Here is a 17537-nt window from a genome sequence, read left to right on the forward strand (position 1 = left end):
CGCGCTATAATCGTCGGCTTTCTCCGTCCAATACAACTTTTTGGAAATATTATGGTCGTTATCCGTTTGGCTCGTGGCGGCGCAAAAAAGCGCCCGTTCTACAACATCGTTGCAACCGATTCGCGCAACCGTCGCGATGGCCGTTTCATCGAGCGCATCGGTTTCTACAACCCGATGGCTTCGGGCGCTGAAGTCGGCCTGCGTATCGCTGCTGACCGTCTGGCTCACTGGCAAGGCGTTGGCGCACAACTGTCGCCGACCGTCGCTCGTCTGGTTGCCAACCAGGCCCCGGCTGCTTAATTCAAGCAAGCAAGGTAGCAAGGTTTGACCGATTCAGCAGCAAGCAAGGACGCCGTCCCTGACGACCTGGTTCAGGTCGGCTATGTGTCCGGCGCATTCGGGATCGTGGGTGGCCTGCGTGTCACCCCTTTCTCGGCCGACGCCGACGCGCTGCTGAAGGTCAAGACCTGGTGGCTCGACAAGCCGGCCCTGCGTTCCGTTTCGGTGCGCACGGCAAAGATGCATGGCGGCGACGTGGTCGCCACCCTGGTCGGCATGCGCGACCGCAACGACGCCGAAGCGCTCAAGGGTGCAGCGGTGCTTGTGGCGCGCAGCGAGTTCCCGAAGCTCGAAGAAGACGAATACTACTGGTCCGACCTGATCGGGCTGGATGTGGTCAACCTCGAGGGCGAAGCCCTCGGCAAGGTGACCGACATGATGCACAACGGCGCGCAGTCGATCCTGCGGATCACGCCCGCTGCAGATGCTACCGGTGCTCCCGACGCGAAAGTGTCGGAGCGCCTCGTGCCGTTTGTCGACCAGTTCGTCAAGAACGTCGACCTGGGCGCAAAACTGATTACCCTGGACTGGGGCCTGGATTATTGACCCGCGCCGCGCAGTAGGGCAGGGGAAGCGAGGTCCCGATGCAGTTTGATGTCGTGAGTCTGTTTCCGGAGATGTTCGCCGCCTTGACGCAGTCGGGCGTGACCCGGCGCGGCATCGAGCAAGGGCGCTGGGGCCTGACGATCTGGAACCCGCGCGATTTCACGCAGGACCGCCACCGCACCGTTGATGACCGCCCTTACGGCGGCGGCCCGGGGATGGTGATGCTGGCCAGGCCGCTCGAAGCCGCGATCGCCGCAGCGAAGCAGCGCCAGGTCGAGATGGGCCTGCCGGCGCCGCGCGTGGTGTTCATGTCGCCGCAGGGCAAGCCGCTGACGCACGAACGGGTCGCGGCGCTGAAGGACGAGCCGGGACTGGTGGTGCTGTGCGGCCGCTACGAAGGCGTGGACCAGCGTCTGCTGGACCGCTGCGTGGACGAGGAAATCTCGCTCGGCGACTTCGTGCTGTCGGGCGGGGAACTGCCGGCGATGGCCCTGATGGATGCGGTGGTCAGGCTCCTGCCTGGCGTGCTGGGCGACGAAGCCTCGGCGGTCGAAGACAGTTTCGTCAACGGCCTGCTCGATTCGCCGCACTTTACGCGTCCGGAAGTCTACGAAGGCGAACCGGTGCCGCCGGTCCTGATGGGCGGCAACCATGCCGAGATCATGAAATGGCGCCGCCAGCGCATGCTGGAGGCGACATGGAAGAAACGGCCGGACCAGCTGGAGCGTGCGCGTGCCGCCGGCCAGCTGAGCAAGGCTGACGAAAAGTTTCTGGCGGAGCTGAACCAGCCTGCCGAGTAAGAATGTACTTTGTGTACATGTAACGGCGGGCATGTTGCCCGCATGTTCAACCCCATCCTCTACTGGGCATCCTGTACAGCGCCAGCAAGATGGTTTTTGGAGTAATAAAAATGGATCTGATCCAACAACTCGAGCAAGAAGAAATTGCGCGCCTCGGCCGCAAGATCCCTGACTTCGCACCGGGCGACACCGTGGTCGTCAGCGTCAACGTCGTCGAAGGCAACCGCAAGCGCGCCCAGGCGTACGAAGGCGTCGTCATCTCGCGTCGTAACCGCGGCCTGAACTCGAACTTCATCGTTCGCAAGATCTCGTCGGGCGAAGGCGTCGAGCGTACCTTCCAGCTGTACTCGCCGCTGATCGCTTCGATCGAAGTGAAGCGTCGTGGTGACGTCCGCCGCGCCAAGCTGTACTACCTGCGTGAGCGTTCGGGCAAATCGGCACGTATCAAAGAAAAGCTGCCGCAGCGCAAAGCAGCCACCGTTGCTGCTGCTGAGTAATAGCGTCTGTGCTCTGAGAAAGGCATCCGCAAGGATGCCTTTTTCTTTTCCGCCAAAGGAAATGTGATTTGGTCAAGCCCATGTTCGATCCCACCCTGATGCCCGTCGAAGGCCTGGCAGGCGAGCCCGCGCTCGCGCTCGAACTGCTGAGCGTCGAGGCGGTGCGCGCCCGCTTTGCGCGCACCTTGCCGTGGGACCCGGAAGGCTCCGACGAAGCGCTGGCCGCACCGAGCCTGCGCCTGCGCCGCGCCGCCGTGCTGGTGCCGCTGGTCGCGCGTCCGGAAGGCTTGAGCGTGCTGCTGACCAAGCGCACCGAGCACCTGTCGAGCCATGCCGGCCAGGTCAGCTTCCCGGGCGGCCGCGCCGAAGAGCTGGACTCCTCGCCGATCGAGACCGCCCTGCGCGAGGCGGAGGAAGAGATCGGCCTGCACCGCCGCCATGTCGAAATCATCGGCGTGCTGCCCGACCACGTCACCATCAGCGCCTACCGCGTCACGCCGGTGGTGGCCCTGGTGCAGCCGCCCTTTGCGCTGAGCGCCGATCCGGGCGAGGTGGCCGAGATCTTCGAGGTGCCGCTGGGCTTCCTGATGGCCGGTGACAACCACCAGCGCCGCTCGATCGAACTGCCCGACGGCGGCGGCAAGCGCCGCTTCTATGCGATGCCCTACCAGGACTATTTCATCTGGGGTGCGACGGCAGCCATGCTGCGCAACCTGTATCACTTCCTGCGCGCCTGAGCCGCACCAGTTTCGGCCTTAGCGGACCGGCGCCGGCGGCTTGAGCACCGCCCGGAACGCCTTCAGTGCGGCGGGGTGGTAGATGGTGGCGTGGGTCTCCGTGGGCCACGCTTCGTAGTGGAAGTTCACTCCCCTCAGCTTGCCGAACGCGGCGCCGATGCCGGCCGCTTCCAGCGCGCCATGGGCGTCCGCGCTGCCCGCGATGTACAGGGTTTTCGGCAACAGGCCGGCGACATGGAGAAAATCTTCCAGCATGCCGCCGTCCGGCATGACCATGAGGGGCAGCGGGGTTCCGGGCGGTATGCCCGCCGGGAGATACACGTTGATCCGGCGTGTCTCGCCCAGGACCGCGGAGTCGAGCGTCCAGCTCTCGCCGATCGTCAACGGCGCCGCCACCGAGGCGGGTGGCGCGGCATGCGCCAGGCAGGAAAAACAGATGGCGAACGCGAGAACAAGCTGGCGCAGGATGGGCATGGGCGGCACTTTCTGATGTTGTGGACAGGAGACCAGGGAGCGGATCCGCTTGCATGGATTGTATGAATGGTAACGACATTGCGCGTGCAATGGGAAACCGCGTTGCGATCCGGTCTTTTATCCTGCACCGCGCCATGGCCGGGGGCCGCCCCCAGGGCTGCCGGGTGAAGGAATTCCCGATTTGATTCCGGGCAGCTTCTCCGCTATCGTAGCGGGCAGCATGGAATTGCCAGAATAAAAAAGGATCCCTGAATGACATTTTTCTCCATCCTCGTCGCGCTGATCATCGAGCAGCTGAAGCCGCTGCGCGCCGACAACCAGGTCTATACCGGCATCAAGGGTTTCGCGATGCGCATCGAGGGCTGGTTCAATGCGGGCGAGCAGAAGAATGGCCGCATGGGCTGGATCCTGATGATGCTGGCCCTGATGCTGCCGACCTGGCTGGTCTACTGGGTCTTCATGCGCTACAACCTGGTGCTGCTGGCCTTTGCCTGGAACGTGCTGATCGTCTACCTGACCCTGGGTTTCCGCCATTACAGCCACTATTTCACCTCGATCCAGCTGGCCCTGAACCAGGGCGACGAAGCCACCGCGCGCCAGCTGCTGGCCGAATGGACCCGGCTCGACACCGTGGGCATGGACGCCACCGAGATCTGCCGCGTCGCCGTCGAAAAATCCCTGATCACCACCCACCGCAACGTATTCGGCGTATTCTTCTGGTTCCTGATGCCGCTCGGGCCTGCGGGCGCGGTGATGTACCGCGTGTCCGAATACCTGGCGCGCGCCTGGAACGAACCCGACCACATGCGCAACGAGGCCTTCGGCCAGTTCGCCGCCACGGCCTTCTACTGGATCGACTGGATCCCGGTGCGCCTGACGGCGGTGGCCTTTGCCGTGGTCGGCAACTTCGAGGATGCGATCTATGCCTGGCGTAATTTCGCCGGCCGCTGGGCCGACGAATCGAAGGGCATCATCCTGGCGGCAGGCGGCGGGGCGATGGGAGTCAGGCTGGGCACGCCGAACGAGAACGCACCCCAGTTGCTGCCGGTGGACGCGGCCACGGTCGACCTGAGCGACAGCGACACCGAGGTCTTGCCGGGCGAGGAGCCGAACCTGCGCGCCCTGCAGAGCACGGTCGGGCTGGTGTGGCGGGCGCTGATCCTGTGGATGATCCTGCTGCTCCTGCTGTCGAGCGTGGTGTGGCTGGGATGAGACGATCGGGCGATCGGTGCGGAATTGGTTCGAACTGGGCCTGAATTGCACCTGAATTGTATCGAAACGTACGGCGGGTCTCGTCGGTCAGTCTTCTATAAGATATAATACTGCGCTGAGGTTGTTCTCATCCACGCAGTATTCTTGTTTCAGCAAGCAGCACTATGGCCGAGTTACCGCACACCAAGGATGAAAAACTGAAGGACGAGTTTTTCATCCTGGGCATTACGAGCAAAGGCAGGCAGTTCCGCCCCAGCGACTGGGCCGAGCGCCTGTGCGGCGTCATGTCGTGCTTTGCCCCCGGCGCCGCCGGTCGTGATTCCCACCTTCAATTTTCCCCCTGGGTCCACCCGACCGTGGTCAACGGCGTGAAGGCCGTGGTGGTCAGCCGCGAACTGCAGAAGATCGAGCCGCTTGCCTATCACTTCGTGTTGAACTTCGCCAAGGACAACGACCTGCAGGTGGCGGACGCCTGCTTCGTGCCGCCGCCCGAAGCGAAGAAAGCGGCGGGCTAAGACCCTTCCGGATTCGGGAACTGGCGCTATGATGAAAGTCATGGCGCCAGTTTTCATTTGTGCTGGCGCAAGAGAGGGGGACACCATGCACATCCGCGACATCTGCACCAGCGAAGCCGCCCACTGCACCCGCGACGAAACCGTGCAGGGCGCGGCCCTCATGATGCGCCGGCAGCACGTGGGCGACGTCATCGTCGTCGACCAGTTCGACGGCGCCCGGGTTCCGGTCGGCATCCTGACCGACCGCGACATCGTGGTCTCCGTGATCGCGCCCGGCCTCGACCCGGCCAGCCTGCAGGTCGGCGACCTGATGACCGACGACCTGCTCACCGCGCGCGAAACCGACGATGTCTACGAGACCATCGAACGCATGCGCCTGCGCGGCATCCGCCGCGTGCCCGTGATCGACGGCAACGGCAGCCTGGCGGGGATCGTCAGCGCCGACGACCTGCTCGAATTCCTGGCCGAAGAGATGGGTGAATTGTCCCGTATTAGCCCGTATCAACAAGCGCACGAGCGCAGGGCTCGCCAGTAGCGGACTGTCTGTTACCATCCTGCATTGTTCAAGAACATGCAGGGCGGAAAGTCCTGCCAACATTGACAGGACACCATGGACAGGATGACATGCAAGCGCGGCATCGCCGCACAGCTGGTTGCCGGCAGTTTCTGCTTCGTCATGGCCGGCTCCGCCTGGGCGGCCCCGGCAAGCGCGGCGGCGGCACAGCAGAAAGACCAGCCGCAGAAGCCTGCGCCCTTGCCCAAGGGCGTCGCGCTCGGCCCCTCGGCCGAGGGCATCACCGAATACCGCCTTGCCAACGGCCTGAAGGTGCTGCTGTTCCCGGACGCCTCGCGCCCGACCGTGACGGTGAACGTCACCTACCTGGTCGGCTCACGCCACGAGAACTACGGCGAGACCGGCATGGCCCACCTGCTCGAACACCTGCTGTTCAAGGGCACGAAGAAAAATCCCGATATCACCGGCCAGTTCGCGCGGCGCGGCATGGACTTCAACGGCACCACCTCGCTCGACCGCACCAATTACTACGAGGTGTTCCAGGCTTCCCCGGACAACTTGAACTGGGCGCTGCAGATGGAAGCCGATCGCATGGTCAATTCGCCGGTGGCGCAGAAGGACCTGGCGTCCGAGATGACCGTGGTGCGCAACGAGTTCGAAAGCGGCGAGAATTCGCCGGGCCAGGTGCTGTTCAAGCGCATGCAGAGCGTCGCCTACGACTGGCACAGCTACGGCCGCGCGACCATCGGCAACCGCAGCGACATCGAGCACGTCCGAATCGCCAACCTGCAGGCCTTCTATCGCACTTACTACCAGCCCGACAACGCGGTGCTGCTGGTGGCCGGCAAGTTCGAGCCGAACGCCACCCTCGCCACCATCCAGCGCCTGTTCGGCGCGATCCCGAAGCCGAAGCGCGCGCTGCCCCAGTTCTGGACCGTGGAGCCGCCCCAGGACGGCGAACGCAGCTTCGCGGTACGGCGCCAGGGCGACGTGCAGATCGTCGCGCTCGGCTACAAGATTCCTTCCGATCTGCAGAACGAATCCGAGGCCCTCGGCTTCGCTTCCGAGATCCTGGGCGACGCGCCGAACGGCCGCCTGCACAAGCTGCTGGTCGAAACCGGCAAGGCCAGCCAGGTGTTCAGTTTCGGCCAGACCGGCTATGCGCCGGGCCTGCAGTTCTACGGGGCGGTGGTGAAGAAGGGCGAGCCGATCGAGCCGGTCCGCGAAGCGCTGGTCGAGGCAGTGGAAGGTTTGGCCAAGCGCCCGCCGACCGCCGAGGAGATGGAGCGTGTGCGCCGCTCCTGGCTCAACACCATCGAACGCAGCGTGAACGACGCGCAGGGCTTCGGCGTGGCCCTGTCCGAGGCGATCGCACTGGGCGACTGGCGCCTGTACTTCCTGGGGCGCGAGCGCATCAAGGAAGTCAAGGCGGAACAGGTGGCCGACAGCGCCGGGCGCTACTTCCTGCGTAGTAACCGCGTGGTCGGCACCTTCATCCCGGACGAGGAGCCGGTGCGCGCCGTGATTCCGGCGGCGCCCAGCGTCGAGACCGTGATGAAGGACTACAAGCCGGCCGACTCGAACCTGGTGTCGGAGGATTTCGACCCGAGCCAGGCCAACATCATGAAGCGCACCACGCTCACCACCGCCGGCGGAGTGAAGCTGGCGCTGCTGCCGAAGAAGAACCGCGGCGAGACCGTCACCGTCCACCTGAACCAGCACATCGGCGACGAACAGAACCTGTTCGGCAAGGGCATGGTGTCGGCCCTGTCCTCGGCCATGCTGATGCGCGGCACCACCAGGTACAGCCGCGCCGAACTGGCCGACGCCTTCGACAAGCTCAAGATGGCGGGTGGCCCGAACAGCTTCCAGACCACGCGCGAGCACCTGGCCGAGGCGATCAAGCTGGCGGCCCACGTGCTGAAGGAGCCGGCCTTCCCGGCTGCGGAGTTCGAACAGCTGCGCAAGCAGATCCTGGTCGGCCTGGAGGCCAGCCGCGCCGAACCGCAGAGCGTGGCGGCGCGCGCGCTGTCCACGCACTTCAACCTGTACCCGCGCGGCGACATCCGCCACGCCAACACGCTCGAGGAAGACATCGAGGACGTCAAGGCCGCGCGCCTGGACGAGGTCAGCGCCTTCCACCGCGACTACTACAACACCCATCCGGCCGAACTGGCGATCGTCGGCGACTTCGATCCGAAGGAGATCGTGCCGCTGGTCGACGCGCTGTTCGGCAATTGGAAGGCCAAGGCCAAGGTGGCCCCGGTGCTGCGCAAGCACGCCGAGGTGGCGCCGATCGACAAGACGCTCGATACCCCGGACAAGGAAAACGGCTTCTTCATCGCGCGCATGAACCTGGACCTGAACATCGAGGACGCCGACTATCCGGCCCTGATGCTGGCCAACTACATCTTCGGCGAGGGTGGGCTGAAATCGCGCCTGATGGACCGCATCCGCCAGAAAGAGGGCCTGTCCTACGGCGGCGGTTCGGACCTGGCGGCGGGCGATCTCGACCGCGCCGGCGGGTTCTCGATCAGCGCCATCGCCGCGCCCCAGAACCTGCGCAAGCTCGATGCCGCGGTGCGCGACGAACTGGCGCGCGCCGTGAAGGACGGCTTCACGGCGGAAGAGCTGGCCGACGCCAAGTCGGGCCTGATGCAGCAGCGCCAGCAGAACCGCACCAACGACGCCGCGCTGGCGTCGGGCTGGACGGGCTACCTGTACCGCAACCGCACCTATGACTGGTCGGCCGAGTTCGAGCGCAAGCTGATGGCGGTTACGCTGCCCCAGCTGAATGCCGCCTTCCGCAAGGCGATCGACCCGGCCAAGCTGTCGGTGGTGACGGCGGGCGACCAGGGCAAGGCAAAGCAGGGGGCAAACGGCTCACCCTAGAAAGCAACACTTTGTGTCCCGGTTATGACAAGGAAACCGATGCTGCGTTAAAATGTTGCCTTTAGGAAGCATTAATTGCACAGCATCAGGAGCATCATGAAAGGGATATCGAAAGTGCAAGCGGCGAATGAGCTGCCGTTCGCCGGCAAGGTGGCGCTGGTGACCGGCGCAGCCAGCGGCATCGGCCGCGCCACGGCGCTGGCCTTCGGCCGTGCCGGCGCCTGCGTGGTGGTCGCCGACACCGCCATCGACGGCGGCCATGCGACCGCCGCGATGATCGTGGAATCGGGCGGCAAGGCGCTGTTCGTGCGCAGCGACATCGCCAAGGGCGACGAGGTCGAGGCGCTGGTCGAGAAGACCATCAACTACTACGGCCGCCTGGACATCGCGGTCAACAATGCCGCGATCGACGAGGAAAGCGCCCCGCTGGCCGAGGGCGACGAAGAGCAGTTCGACCGCATCATGGGCGCCAACGTCAAGGGCGTGTGGCTGTGCATGAAGGCCCAGTTGCGCCAGATGCTCAAGCAGGGCAGCGGCGCGATCGTCAACGTGTCCTCGGTCTCGGGCCTGGTCGGCGCGCCGAACCGCGCGATCTACGCGGCCAGCAAGCACGCGGTGGTGGGCCTGACCAAGAGCGCGGCCGCCGAGTATGCCCGCGACGGCATCCGCATCAACGCCCTGTGCCCGGCGGCGGTGAAGACCCCGATGCTGGCGCGTTCGGTCGAGCGCGATCCGTCCAGCGAGAAGAAGCTCAAGGCCTCGCATCCGATGGGACGCTTCGCCGAGACGGTGGAGATCGCGAATGCGGCCATGTGGTTGTGCTCGGAGGGAGCTTCCTACGTCAATGGCCACGAACTGGTGGTGGACGGCGGATTCACGGCGATTTGAATCCGCAAGTGGATTTGCAGGCTGGGCAGCAGCCCCGCCCACCCTGCGACTGACGCCTACGACGCATTCAACTCCGCCACGAAGTCATACATGTCGCCCCTGAACCAGGAGCGGCAGAACTCCACCGCCCGCCCGTCGCGGGCAAAGCCCAGCCGTTCCACGCATAGTCCGGCATCGCCCTCCCTGGTCTGCAGAAGGCGCGCCTGTTCGGCATTGAGCAGCAGCGCCGACAGGCGCTGCAGGGCGCGCACCGGGCGGTTGCCGCCGGCTTCGAGCGCTTCGTACATCGAATCGCCCACCGCATCCAGCGATGCCAGTGCGGAGGCCGCGATGGTGGCATGCTCGAGGCACATCGGCAGCTCGTCGGCGTAGCGGATGCGGTGGAAGCGGTAGACCGCGGCGCCCGGCGAGAGCCGCAGGCGCAGCGCTTCCTCCGGCGTCACCAGCCCTTCCGAGCGCTTGAGCCACTCGTTGCGGGGAATGCGGCCGCGCGCCCGCATGTCTTCGGAAAACGAGGTGAGCTTGGCGAAGTTCTTCTCGATGCGGGTATTGATGAAATTGCCCGCACCGGCGCGCCGCACCAGGAGGCCTTCCTCCACCAGCGCGTCGATCGCCTTGCGCACCGTGATGCGCGAGATGCCGAGGGCCGAGGCCAGCTGGCGCTCGGCCGGCAGGGCCGAGGCCGAGCCCCACGCGCCCGCATCGATGGCGCGCCGCAGCGCATGCTGCAGCTGCTGGTACAGGGGGAGCTTGCCGCCGCCGGCGGCCGAGTGCATCAATTCAGCAAGTTCATTCATCCCGATATTCTACTTGGGACGCGGGTCCTTCAGGCGGTGGCTGACGACCCCCACGCGCCCGGCGCGGATCTCGCGCACGGCCTGCAGCACCGCGCGCGCCACGTTGCGCACCTCTTCCTGCACCGCGCTGTCGCGGTCGAGCGCTTCGTGGCTCTCGGCATAGGATTCGTAGTAGCCGATGAAGCGGTCGAGCTGGGCGAAGCTGCCGGCGTCGACCAGTTCCATCCAGCCCAGCCAGTCGGACAGGGCGCGGCGCGTGCCTTCGATGCCGGCCACGTCGCCGTGCACCACCAGGCCGAATGCACGCCCGGCCAGGTGCTTGGGATAGTCCCAGCCCTGCAGTTCGAGCGCCTTGGCTTCCTCGGCCTTCTTGCCGTGGGTGGCGGTGGGGTCCGGATTGCCGCCGTCGGCGCACACCAGGCGGTCGATCATCAGCTTCAGCACGGCCGGCGCCTGGTACCAGTACACCGGCGTGACGATGATGACCCCGTGCGCCAGCACCCAGCGCTCGTAGATCTCGTTCATCCAGTCGTTGACCTGGCGCTCGGCGTGGTTGGGATAGCAGCTGCACGGCCAGTGGCACAGCGGCATGGCGGTCGACACGCAGCCCTTGCAGGGGTGGATATGGCGGTCGTAGTCGGAATTGACCAGGCTCAGGTCGAGCACGTCGGCCTCGACCCCCTCGGCGGCAAGCAGGTCGCGCGCCAGCATGGTCAGGCGCCAGCTCTTGGAGATCTCGCCCGGGCAGGTGCCGTCGTTGCGGGCCGCGCCGTTGATCAGCAGGATGCGGTGCGGCGAGGCCGGATCCTTCTGGTGGCGCTCGGCGGCGAGCAGGCGGTCGCGCGCTTCCTTCCACTCGATCGACAAGTCGTAGTCCGGGTCGGCGAAGCCAGGGCCGGCCTTGACGGTACGCGGGGCCTTGCGGCCGTCCTCGTAGGCTTCCCAGGCTACCTGTTCGATTGCGTCCAGTTCCTGCGCCAGCTTGTCGTAGGCGGGATCGTAGAACGCCTGCCGGAAGCGCAGGTGGAATTCGTTGCGCCCCAGCTTGGCCGGTGCCTGTCCTTTGCGTGCCTGTGGTACTTGTGCCATGACGCCTCCGTGATTTCCCGGCATTATCGAGCCGGCACGACAGGATGGATGTTCGCGCGCGCACATAGGGAGGCGACAAGCAGGACAAAGCAGGGACGAAAAAAAGCCGGACTCCAAAGAGTCCGGCTTTTCTCCTGAGGGGAGGATTACTGCGCAGCGACCGCGCCGCCCTGCTGCTGGAGCAGCACGACCCAGTACTTGGCCAGGTCGGCGGCGCCGCCCTTGCCGTTGATGCCCTGGAAGGTCTGGATCGCTTCGGCCTTCTTGCCGGCGCGTGCCTGTGCCATGCCCAGGCGCAGCTTGGCTTCGTCGGGCGCCTTCAGGCCGCCCTTGGCGATGCCTTGCTGGATGAAACCGACGCCCTTGTCGGCCTGGCCCATGGTGGCGTAGGCCCAGCCCAGGTTGACCAGGCCGGCGCCGGTCTTCGACTTGGCGGCGCTCGCTTCGCCCGAGGCGATGGTCTTGGCATCGTCGGCAGCCTGCTTGGTCGCCTTGCTGCGCAGCGCGTTGTGCGCCTTGGCGTCGCCGCCCTTGCCCAGCACGCCGGCCGCGAAGCCCGCGTCCAGCACTTCCTTGGCTTCGGCCGGGAAGCCGTCGCGCAGGGCGACTTCGGCCAGGTAGGTGTAGTGCTCAGGCGGCATGGCCTTCACGGCAGCCATTTCCAGGCGCAGCATGTCGGCGCCGTAGGTCGCTTCGTCGAAGCCGGCCTTGCGGGTCACGCCGCGGCTCAGCAGGTCCATCCAGAAGTCGTCGCTCGGGTAGTACTGCACCAGGTTCTCGAGGGCGAACAGGTAGCCTTCGGTATCCTTGGCCTTGTTGGCTTCCTGGCCCAGCAGGCGCAGGTCGTTTTCGGACGGCGCCTTGCCGGCCTTCTTGGCTTCGTTGATCGAGCCCAGCAGCATTTCCTTGGCGCCGCCGAAGTTACCGCTGTTGATCTGCGCGCGCGACAGGGCGCCGCGGACCTTGGCCGGATCGCCGCCTTCCTTGGTGTAGCGGTTGTACCACTCGACTGCCTTGGCGTAGTTCTTGGCGTTGTAGTTGGCGTCGCCCAGTGCCTGGTAATAGGTGAGCTGCTCGGCCGGCTGCAGGCGGCCCGAAGCGATGATCGCTTCCATCACCGGGATCGCGGCGGCGTTGTTGTCCGAACCCAGGGCTGCGGACAGTTTCATGCGGTTGATGACGTAGTCTTCGTACGGAGTACGGTTCGGCATCGCTTCCGCCTGGGTGATGCGGTTTTGCACTTCAGCAAAGTTCTTGGCATCAATCAGGGGCTTGAGGGCAGCCGGGTCGAGCAACTTGAACATTTCCGGACGGACGGTGTCCTTCGCCGCCGCCTGCGCGGCAGGCGCCGCGGCATCGCTCTTCTGCTGCGCGTATGCGCTGGATACCAGTGCCGGGGCGGAGACGCCGATCGCGGCGAGCATCAGGCAGAGGCGGGCAAGACGGAATTGGGCCATGAATAATCCTTCAATCAAGTCGATAATGGTGAGACATGCATACTCAGCAATATGGTGAGAATGCTATCTCGGCAAGACGTGCATTGTCCCATAAAACTGCCTATTTCAGGCCCGGCAATTGTGCCCTAGCGTGCGCGAGAATGCGCGCGTGCTTACATGTCGTTACCTCATGCATTCAGGAAAGCAGGCCTAGGCCGCTTGGTCGCCGCCCACCGGCGCGCCGCCGAAACCCGGCACCGGGCAGGCGCCGCCCGCCTCGAGCGTGCCGGCCAGCCAGTCGACCACCGCCTCGACGGCGGGCGCCGCGAAACCATAGGTCATCAGGGCCGGGGCGTCGAAGTCGAGCGCCTGGTAGGGGTTCCACAAGGCCACGTGCAGATCGGGCCGCCAGGTGGCGCGGGCATGCGGGCCGTAGCGCCGGCGCGAGGTCGAGGCCAGGATCGTGAAGCGGCCGTCCTGCGGCAATGTGCCCCAGTCGAAGCTGTCGGCATCGGCAAAGGTGACCAGGTCGACCTCGTACAGGCGGCCCAGGGCCGCGGCCACCGCGCCGGCGGGCACGCCGGCTTCGGACACGCCGTCGCTCACCACGTCGGCGCGCGCCACCAGGCGGATCTTGCTGCCGGGCGCAGGGCGGCGCGGCTGGCCGAGCGTGCTCAGGCCGGCGCGCCAGGCGCGCGCCATCAGGGCGCGGTCGTCGCTGTCGGTCGCGTAGGCGGCCGGCCCCGCGGGGTGGGCCGCGGCCAGCCTGGCCAGGCGCGCCAGGCGCGCTTCGACTTCCGCCAGCGGCAGCACGCCCTCGCGGATCGCCTGGGCGATCGCCTGCACGGTTTCCTCCTGCGTCTCGCGCGAGCCGATCGCCATCACCATGTCGGCGCCCGCCACCAGCGCGTTCACGGCCGCCTGGCCGGCGCCGTAGCGGTGCGCGATGGCGTGCATGTCCATGCCGTCGGTGATGATCACGCCATCGAAGCCGAACTGTTCGCGCAGGATGCCGGTCAGGATCGGGCGCGACATCGTGGCCGGGTTTTCCGGGTCGAGCGCGGGATAGACGATGTGCGCGGTCATCACGGCCGACGCCGCATGTTCGCCCCGGGCGGCCATGCGGAACGGGGCGAACTCGAAGCGCTCCAGTTCCGCGAGCGGCTTGTCCACGGTCGGCAGGTCGCGGTGCGAATCGACATGGGTGTCGCCGTGGCCGGGGAAGTGCTTGACGCAGCAGGCCACGCCTTCGCTTTCGCTGCCTGCCATCCAGGCCATGGCGATGCGGGTTGCGGTGTCCGGGTCGGCGCCGAAGGAACGTTCGGCGATCACCGGGTTGTGCGGGTTGTTGTTCAGGTCCAGCACCGGCGCGAAGTTCCAGTTGAAGCCGAGCGCACGCACCGCGCGCGCCACTGCCGCGCCGACTTCGCGCGCCAGTTGCGGATCGTTCGCCGCGCCCAGCGCCATCGCGCTCGGCGGCGCCGGCACCCAGGTCGCGCGCACCACCGCGCCGCCTTCCTGGTCGAGCGCGACCAGGGCCTGCGGGCCCATCGCCGCGCGCAGCGCGCCGGTGAAGCGGGTCAGCTGGCCGGCGTCCAGCATGTTCTGGCGGAACAGGCAGGCGCCGCGCACCTTGTAGCGGCGCAGGAAGGCATCGGTCTCGGCATCGAGCTCGGTGCCGAACAGGCGCACCATCATCAGCTGGCCGGCGAGGTCGAGGTAGTCGCTCATCGTGGATCCAATCAGTTGGTCTTGGTGACCTTGCTCAGGTGGCGCGGCTGGTCCGGATCGAGGCCGCGCGCTTCCGACAGGCGCGCCGCCATCATGTAGAAGGCCTGGATCGCGGCGATCGGGTCGAGGTCCGGGGTAGCGGCGGTCGGCAGCAACAGGTCGCGGCTGGCGACGTCTTCCGGGGCAGCGAGCAGCACGTGCGCGCCGCGCCCGCGCATCTCGTCGGCCAGGGCCACCAGGCCGGCCTGGGCCGGGCCGCGGGTGGCGAAGATCAGCAGCGGATAGCCTTCCTCGATCAGGGCCATCGGGCCGTGCTTGATCTCGGCGCCGCTGAAGGCTTCGGCCTGCAGGGCCGAGGTTTCCTTGAATTTCAGGGCCGACTCCAGCGCCACCGGGAAGCTGATGCCGCGGCCCACCACCATGATGTTGCGGGCCGGGGCCAGCACCTCGATCGCGGCCGACCAGTCGGCCCGGGCGGCCTGGCGCAGCGCGTCGGGCAGGGCGGCGATGCCGTCCTTCAGTTCCGCATCGTTCTGCCATTCGGCCACCAGGCGCGCGCCGGCGACCAGGCTGGCGATGAAGCTCTTGGTGGCGGCCACGCTCTGTTCCTTGCCCGCGTGCAGGGGCATGGTCCATTCGGCGGCCTGGGCCAGCGGCGAGCTCGCGTCGTTCACCAGCGCCACCGTGGTGGCGCCGCCGTCGCGGAAGTACTTGATGGGCTCGACCACGTCCGGACTCTGGCCCGACTGCGAGATCGACACCGCCAGGGTGTCGCGCGTGACCAGCGGCGACTTGTACAGCGTGACCAGCGACATCGGCAGCGAGGTCACCAGGCGGCCCATGCGCGCCATGATCAGGTAGGCCAGGTAGCTGGAAGCGTGGTCCGAGCTGCCGCGCGCGACCGTCACCGCGCTGTGGAAGCTGGTCGAGCGCAGCGCGCGTCCCAGTTCGGCATAGCGCTCGGCGTCCTGGGCCAGTTGGTACGCCACGCAGTCCCCGGCGGACAGGGCTTCCTGGTACATCAGCGAATTCGGGACGGTCACTGCATTTCTCCTTCGATATAAACGGCTTTGATATTCAGTTCGCGGTCGAGCACCACGTAGTCGGCATGGCAGCCCGGGGCCAGGCGGCCGCGCCGGGTTTCGCCGAGGTAGTCGGCGGCGTTGGTCGACACCCGCAGGCTGGCCTCGGCGAGCGGCAGCCCGATCTTCACCAGGTTGCGCAGCGCCTGGTCCATGGTCAGGGTGCTGCCGGCCAGGGTGCCGTCCTGCAGGCGCACGCCGCCCATGCATTTGTGGACCACCTGGCGGCCCAGCATGTATTCGCCGTCCGGCATGCCGGCGGCGGCGGTGGAATCGGTCACGCAGAACAGCTTCGGGATGCAGCGCAGCGCGGTCTTGATCGCGCCCGGGTGCACGTGCAGCAGGTCGGGGATGATCTCGGCGTATTCGGCGTGGGCCAGCGCGGCGCCGACCATGCCGGGCTCGCGGTGGTGCAGGCCGGGCATGGCGTTGAACAGGTGGGTGAAGCCGGCCGCGCCGTGGGCCAGGGCCTGCACGCCGTCTTCGTAGGAGCCGTTGGTATGACCGATCTGCACGCGGATGCCGGCGTCGGCGATCGCGCGCAGCAGCTCCATGTGGCCGTCGATCTCGGGCGCCACGGTGATCAGGCGCATCGGCGCGGCCGCGTTGAAGCGCTTGACTTCGTCGAGCGTGGCTTCGCGCGCGTAGGGCGGCTGGGCGCCCAGCTTGCCCGAGTTGATGTAGGGACCTTCCAGGTGCACGCCGAGGATGCGCGCCTCGCCCTTGCCGCGCGCCCTGGCGGCGCCGCCGATGGCGCCCAGGGCGCGGTCGATGTCCTCGATCGGGGCGGTCATGGTGGTGGCCAGCAGGGCGGTGGTGCCGTGCTTCGCGTGCAGGGCCGCGATCACGTGCGGCGCGTCGCCGCCTTCCATCATGTCGCGGCCGGCGCCGCCGTGCACGTGCACGTCGATGAAGCCGGGCAGGATGTAGTCGTCGCCGTTGGCCGCCGGGTCCACCTCGTGGCCGTCGACGGCCTCGATGAATGCGCCGTGGCGCAGTTCGCCGTGGATCCAGCCGCCGGGCGTCAGGATATTGCCTTTCATTGTGTCGTTCCTTGTAGACGTTGGCGGATCATGCGCAGCGCGCCGGCCGCCGAATCGCCCTGGGCCGGCACGCAGCGCGCCAGCGTGGCGGCCGGCAGCCAGGGGCGCAGGGCCTCGCCCAGGCCGCCGCACAGGGCCAGCGGCAGGGTGGCGCTGCGGTCGAGGGCGTCGGCGATGCTGGCCACCTCGCGGCCCGCGTGTTCGAGGATGGCGCGCGCCACCGGGTCGGTGTCGCCGTGGGCCACCACGAAGCGCGCCAGGCCGGCATAGGCGGTCTGGTTGGCGCGCCCGAGCCATACCTGCACCGCGTCGCGCGAGCCGCCGCAGAAGTCGATCAGGTCGCGGGCGAAGGCGCCGCCCTCCACGCGGCCGTCCAGCACCTGCTCGATGTGGTTCAGGGCGCGCAGGCCCATCCAGGCGCCGCTGGCTTCGTCACCGGCCGGGAAGCCCCAGCCGCCGACTTCGACCTTGCTGCCGTCCGCCAGCATGGCTTCGCCGACGCTGCCGGTGCCGATCGCGACGATCGCGCCGGGCTGGCCGCCATGGGCGCCCATCAGGGTGGTGAAGCCGTCGGTGTCGAGCGCCAGCGCGGCGTAGCCGGGATTGGCGGCGACGAAAGCGGCCGCCCATTCCTTGTTGTGCACGCCCGCCAGGCCGAGGCCGATGGCGCAGGAGGCCATCGGGATGGTATCGATGCCGATGGCGGCGAAGGCCTGCGCGACCACGCCGTCGATGGTGGTCCAGGCATTCTCGATGCCGCGCGACAGGGCCGACGGGCCGCCGGTGGCCTGGGCGATTTCCGTGAGGTCGGCGCCGCCGCAGCGGGCCAGGCGCACGCGCGTGCCGGTGCCGCCGCCATCGACGCCGATGAGATAGTCGGTCATGGTTGATTGTTCAGCCGGGGAAGGTCAGCGCACTATAGGCAGGCGCTACAACGATGTCAAC

18 protein-coding genes are annotated in these 17537 nt (G+C 66.9%); 10 read left to right on the forward strand and 8 right to left on the reverse strand.

Translation table 11 applies throughout. The features are described from left to right. The first annotated feature begins 51 nt into the window (after positions 1–51). The 5 genes from rpsP (at position 52) to AB3347_RS23860 (ending at position 2919) form a co-directional block, all read left to right on the forward strand. Complete coding sequence (gene rpsP, locus AB3347_RS23840; protein ID WP_369094200.1) at positions 52–300, forward strand: 30S ribosomal protein S16; 249 nt, start codon at positions 52–54, stop codon at positions 298–300. Between the two features lie 24 nt (positions 301–324). Beyond that, positions 325–885 carry a ribosome maturation factor RimM gene (gene rimM / locus AB3347_RS23845; protein WP_369094201.1) on the forward strand — a complete coding sequence of 187 codons (561 nt, stop codon included), beginning with the start codon at positions 325–327 and terminating at the stop codon, positions 883–885. Between the two features lie 38 nt (positions 886–923). Then, entirely contained in the window at positions 924–1685 is a 762-nt protein-coding gene (gene trmD / locus AB3347_RS23850) for a tRNA (guanosine(37)-N1)-methyltransferase TrmD (protein ID WP_369094202.1), read from the forward strand. Between the two features lie 110 nt (positions 1686–1795). After that, positions 1796–2182, forward strand: coding sequence for a 50S ribosomal protein L19 (gene rplS, locus AB3347_RS23855; protein WP_027864878.1), 387 nt, complete (start codon positions 1796–1798; stop codon positions 2180–2182). Positions 2183–2262: 80 nt separating this feature from the next. Next, the gene (locus tag AB3347_RS23860; protein WP_369094203.1) at positions 2263–2919 is read left to right on the forward strand and encodes a CoA pyrophosphatase; all 657 of its coding nucleotides are present in this window, start codon (positions 2263–2265) and stop codon (positions 2917–2919) included. A gap of 18 nt (positions 2920–2937) precedes the next feature. On the opposite strand, the gene AB3347_RS23865 is transcribed toward AB3347_RS23860, so the two are convergent. Continuing rightward, positions 2938–3393, reverse strand: coding sequence for a hypothetical protein (locus tag AB3347_RS23865; protein ID WP_369094204.1), 456 nt, complete (start codon positions 3391–3393; stop codon positions 2938–2940). Between the two features lie 252 nt (positions 3394–3645). Here AB3347_RS23865 and AB3347_RS23870 point away from each other — a divergent pair, with 252 nt between their 5' ends. From AB3347_RS23870 to AB3347_RS23890, 5 genes are all read left to right on the forward strand, one after another. Next, positions 3646–4605, forward strand: coding sequence for a CobD/CbiB family protein (locus AB3347_RS23870; RefSeq protein ID WP_369094205.1), 960 nt, complete (start codon positions 3646–3648; stop codon positions 4603–4605). Positions 4606–4769: 164 nt separating this feature from the next. Then, positions 4770–5120 carry a DUF3579 domain-containing protein gene (locus tag AB3347_RS23875; RefSeq protein ID WP_369094206.1) on the forward strand — a complete coding sequence of 117 codons (351 nt, stop codon included), beginning with the start codon at positions 4770–4772 and terminating at the stop codon, positions 5118–5120. 85 nt (positions 5121–5205) lie between these two features. Further along, entirely contained in the window at positions 5206–5655 is a 450-nt protein-coding gene (locus tag AB3347_RS23880) for a CBS domain-containing protein (RefSeq protein ID WP_369094207.1), read from the forward strand. An 84-nt stretch (positions 5656–5739) separates the two neighbouring features. Next, positions 5740–8526, forward strand: coding sequence for a M16 family metallopeptidase (locus AB3347_RS23885; RefSeq protein WP_369094233.1), 2787 nt, complete (start codon positions 5740–5742; stop codon positions 8524–8526). A 96-nt stretch (positions 8527–8622) separates the two neighbouring features. Continuing rightward, complete coding sequence (locus AB3347_RS23890; RefSeq protein ID WP_369094208.1) at positions 8623–9414, forward strand: SDR family oxidoreductase; 792 nt, start codon at positions 8623–8625, stop codon at positions 9412–9414. 56 nt (positions 9415–9470) lie between these two features. On the opposite strand, the gene AB3347_RS23895 is transcribed toward AB3347_RS23890, so the two are convergent. From AB3347_RS23895 to AB3347_RS23925, 7 genes are all read right to left on the reverse strand, one after another. Continuing rightward, positions 9471–10211 (reverse strand): GntR family transcriptional regulator, encoded by a 741-nt coding sequence (locus AB3347_RS23895; RefSeq protein WP_369094209.1) that lies wholly within the window; start codon positions 10209–10211, stop codon positions 9471–9473. 9 nt (positions 10212–10220) lie between these two features. Then, positions 10221–11300, reverse strand: coding sequence for a flavodoxin family protein (locus AB3347_RS23900; RefSeq protein ID WP_369094210.1), 1080 nt, complete (start codon positions 11298–11300; stop codon positions 10221–10223). 146 nt (positions 11301–11446) lie between these two features. Further along, positions 11447–12757 carry a tetratricopeptide repeat protein gene (locus AB3347_RS23905; protein ID WP_369094211.1) on the reverse strand — a complete coding sequence of 437 codons (1311 nt, stop codon included), beginning with the start codon at positions 12755–12757 and terminating at the stop codon, positions 11447–11449. 189 nt (positions 12758–12946) lie between these two features. After that, positions 12947–14467 carry a beta-N-acetylhexosaminidase gene (gene nagZ / locus AB3347_RS23910; RefSeq protein WP_369094212.1) on the reverse strand — a complete coding sequence of 507 codons (1521 nt, stop codon included), beginning with the start codon at positions 14465–14467 and terminating at the stop codon, positions 12947–12949. An 11-nt stretch (positions 14468–14478) separates the two neighbouring features. After that, positions 14479–15489, reverse strand: coding sequence for an SIS domain-containing protein (locus tag AB3347_RS23915; RefSeq protein WP_369094234.1), 1011 nt, complete (start codon positions 15487–15489; stop codon positions 14479–14481). Between the two features lie 17 nt (positions 15490–15506). Then, complete coding sequence (nagA, locus tag AB3347_RS23920) at positions 15507–16592, reverse strand: N-acetylglucosamine-6-phosphate deacetylase (protein ID WP_369094213.1); 1086 nt, start codon at positions 16590–16592, stop codon at positions 15507–15509. Further along, positions 16589–17476, reverse strand: coding sequence for a BadF/BadG/BcrA/BcrD ATPase family protein (locus AB3347_RS23925; RefSeq protein ID WP_369094214.1), 888 nt, complete (start codon positions 17474–17476; stop codon positions 16589–16591). The genes nagA and AB3347_RS23925 overlap by 4 nt, the downstream gene beginning before the upstream one ends. Positions 17477–17537 lie beyond the last annotated feature (61 nt).

This window comes from Massilia sp. X63 (assembly GCF_041023745.1).
Lineage (GTDB): Bacteria > Pseudomonadota > Gammaproteobacteria > Burkholderiales > Burkholderiaceae_D > Telluria.

Bases quoted from the DNA above. Each gene is read 5' to 3' on its own strand.
- AB3347_RS23895 (WP_369094209.1), bottom strand. From the start codon at position 10,211: ATGAATGAACTTGCTGAATTGATGCACTCGGCCGCCGGCGGCGGCAAG.
- AB3347_RS23865 (WP_369094204.1), bottom strand. From the start codon at position 3,393: ATGCCCATCCTGCGCCAGCTTGTTCTCGCGTTCGCCATCTGTTTTTCC.
- rpsP (WP_369094200.1), top strand. From the start codon at position 52: ATGGTCGTTATCCGTTTGGCTCGTGGCGGCGCAAAAAAGCGCCCGTTC.
- AB3347_RS23860 (WP_369094203.1), top strand. From the start codon at position 2,263: ATGTTCGATCCCACCCTGATGCCCGTCGAAGGCCTGGCAGGCGAGCCC.
- AB3347_RS23900 (WP_369094210.1), bottom strand. From the start codon at position 11,300: ATGGCACAAGTACCACAGGCACGCAAAGGACAGGCACCGGCCAAGCTG.
- AB3347_RS23905 (WP_369094211.1), bottom strand. From the start codon at position 12,757: ATGGCCCAATTCCGTCTTGCCCGCCTCTGCCTGATGCTCGCCGCGATC.
- AB3347_RS23875 (WP_369094206.1), top strand. From the start codon at position 4,770: ATGGCCGAGTTACCGCACACCAAGGATGAAAAACTGAAGGACGAGTTT.
- AB3347_RS23880 (WP_369094207.1), top strand. From the start codon at position 5,206: ATGCACATCCGCGACATCTGCACCAGCGAAGCCGCCCACTGCACCCGC.
- nagA (WP_369094213.1), bottom strand. From the start codon at position 16,592: ATGAAAGGCAATATCCTGACGCCCGGCGGCTGGATCCACGGCGAACTG.
- AB3347_RS23925 (WP_369094214.1), bottom strand. From the start codon at position 17,476: ATGACCGACTATCTCATCGGCGTCGATGGCGGCGGCACCGGCACGCGC.
- AB3347_RS23885 (WP_369094233.1), top strand. From the start codon at position 5,740: ATGACATGCAAGCGCGGCATCGCCGCACAGCTGGTTGCCGGCAGTTTC.
- AB3347_RS23870 (WP_369094205.1), top strand. From the start codon at position 3,646: ATGACATTTTTCTCCATCCTCGTCGCGCTGATCATCGAGCAGCTGAAG.
- trmD (WP_369094202.1), top strand. From the start codon at position 924: ATGCAGTTTGATGTCGTGAGTCTGTTTCCGGAGATGTTCGCCGCCTTG.
- nagZ (WP_369094212.1), bottom strand. From the start codon at position 14,467: ATGAGCGACTACCTCGACCTCGCCGGCCAGCTGATGATGGTGCGCCTG.
- AB3347_RS23915 (WP_369094234.1), bottom strand. From the start codon at position 15,489: ATGTACCAGGAAGCCCTGTCCGCCGGGGACTGCGTGGCGTACCAACTG.
- AB3347_RS23890 (WP_369094208.1), top strand. From the start codon at position 8,623: ATGAAAGGGATATCGAAAGTGCAAGCGGCGAATGAGCTGCCGTTCGCC.
- rplS (WP_027864878.1), top strand. From the start codon at position 1,796: ATGGATCTGATCCAACAACTCGAGCAAGAAGAAATTGCGCGCCTCGGC.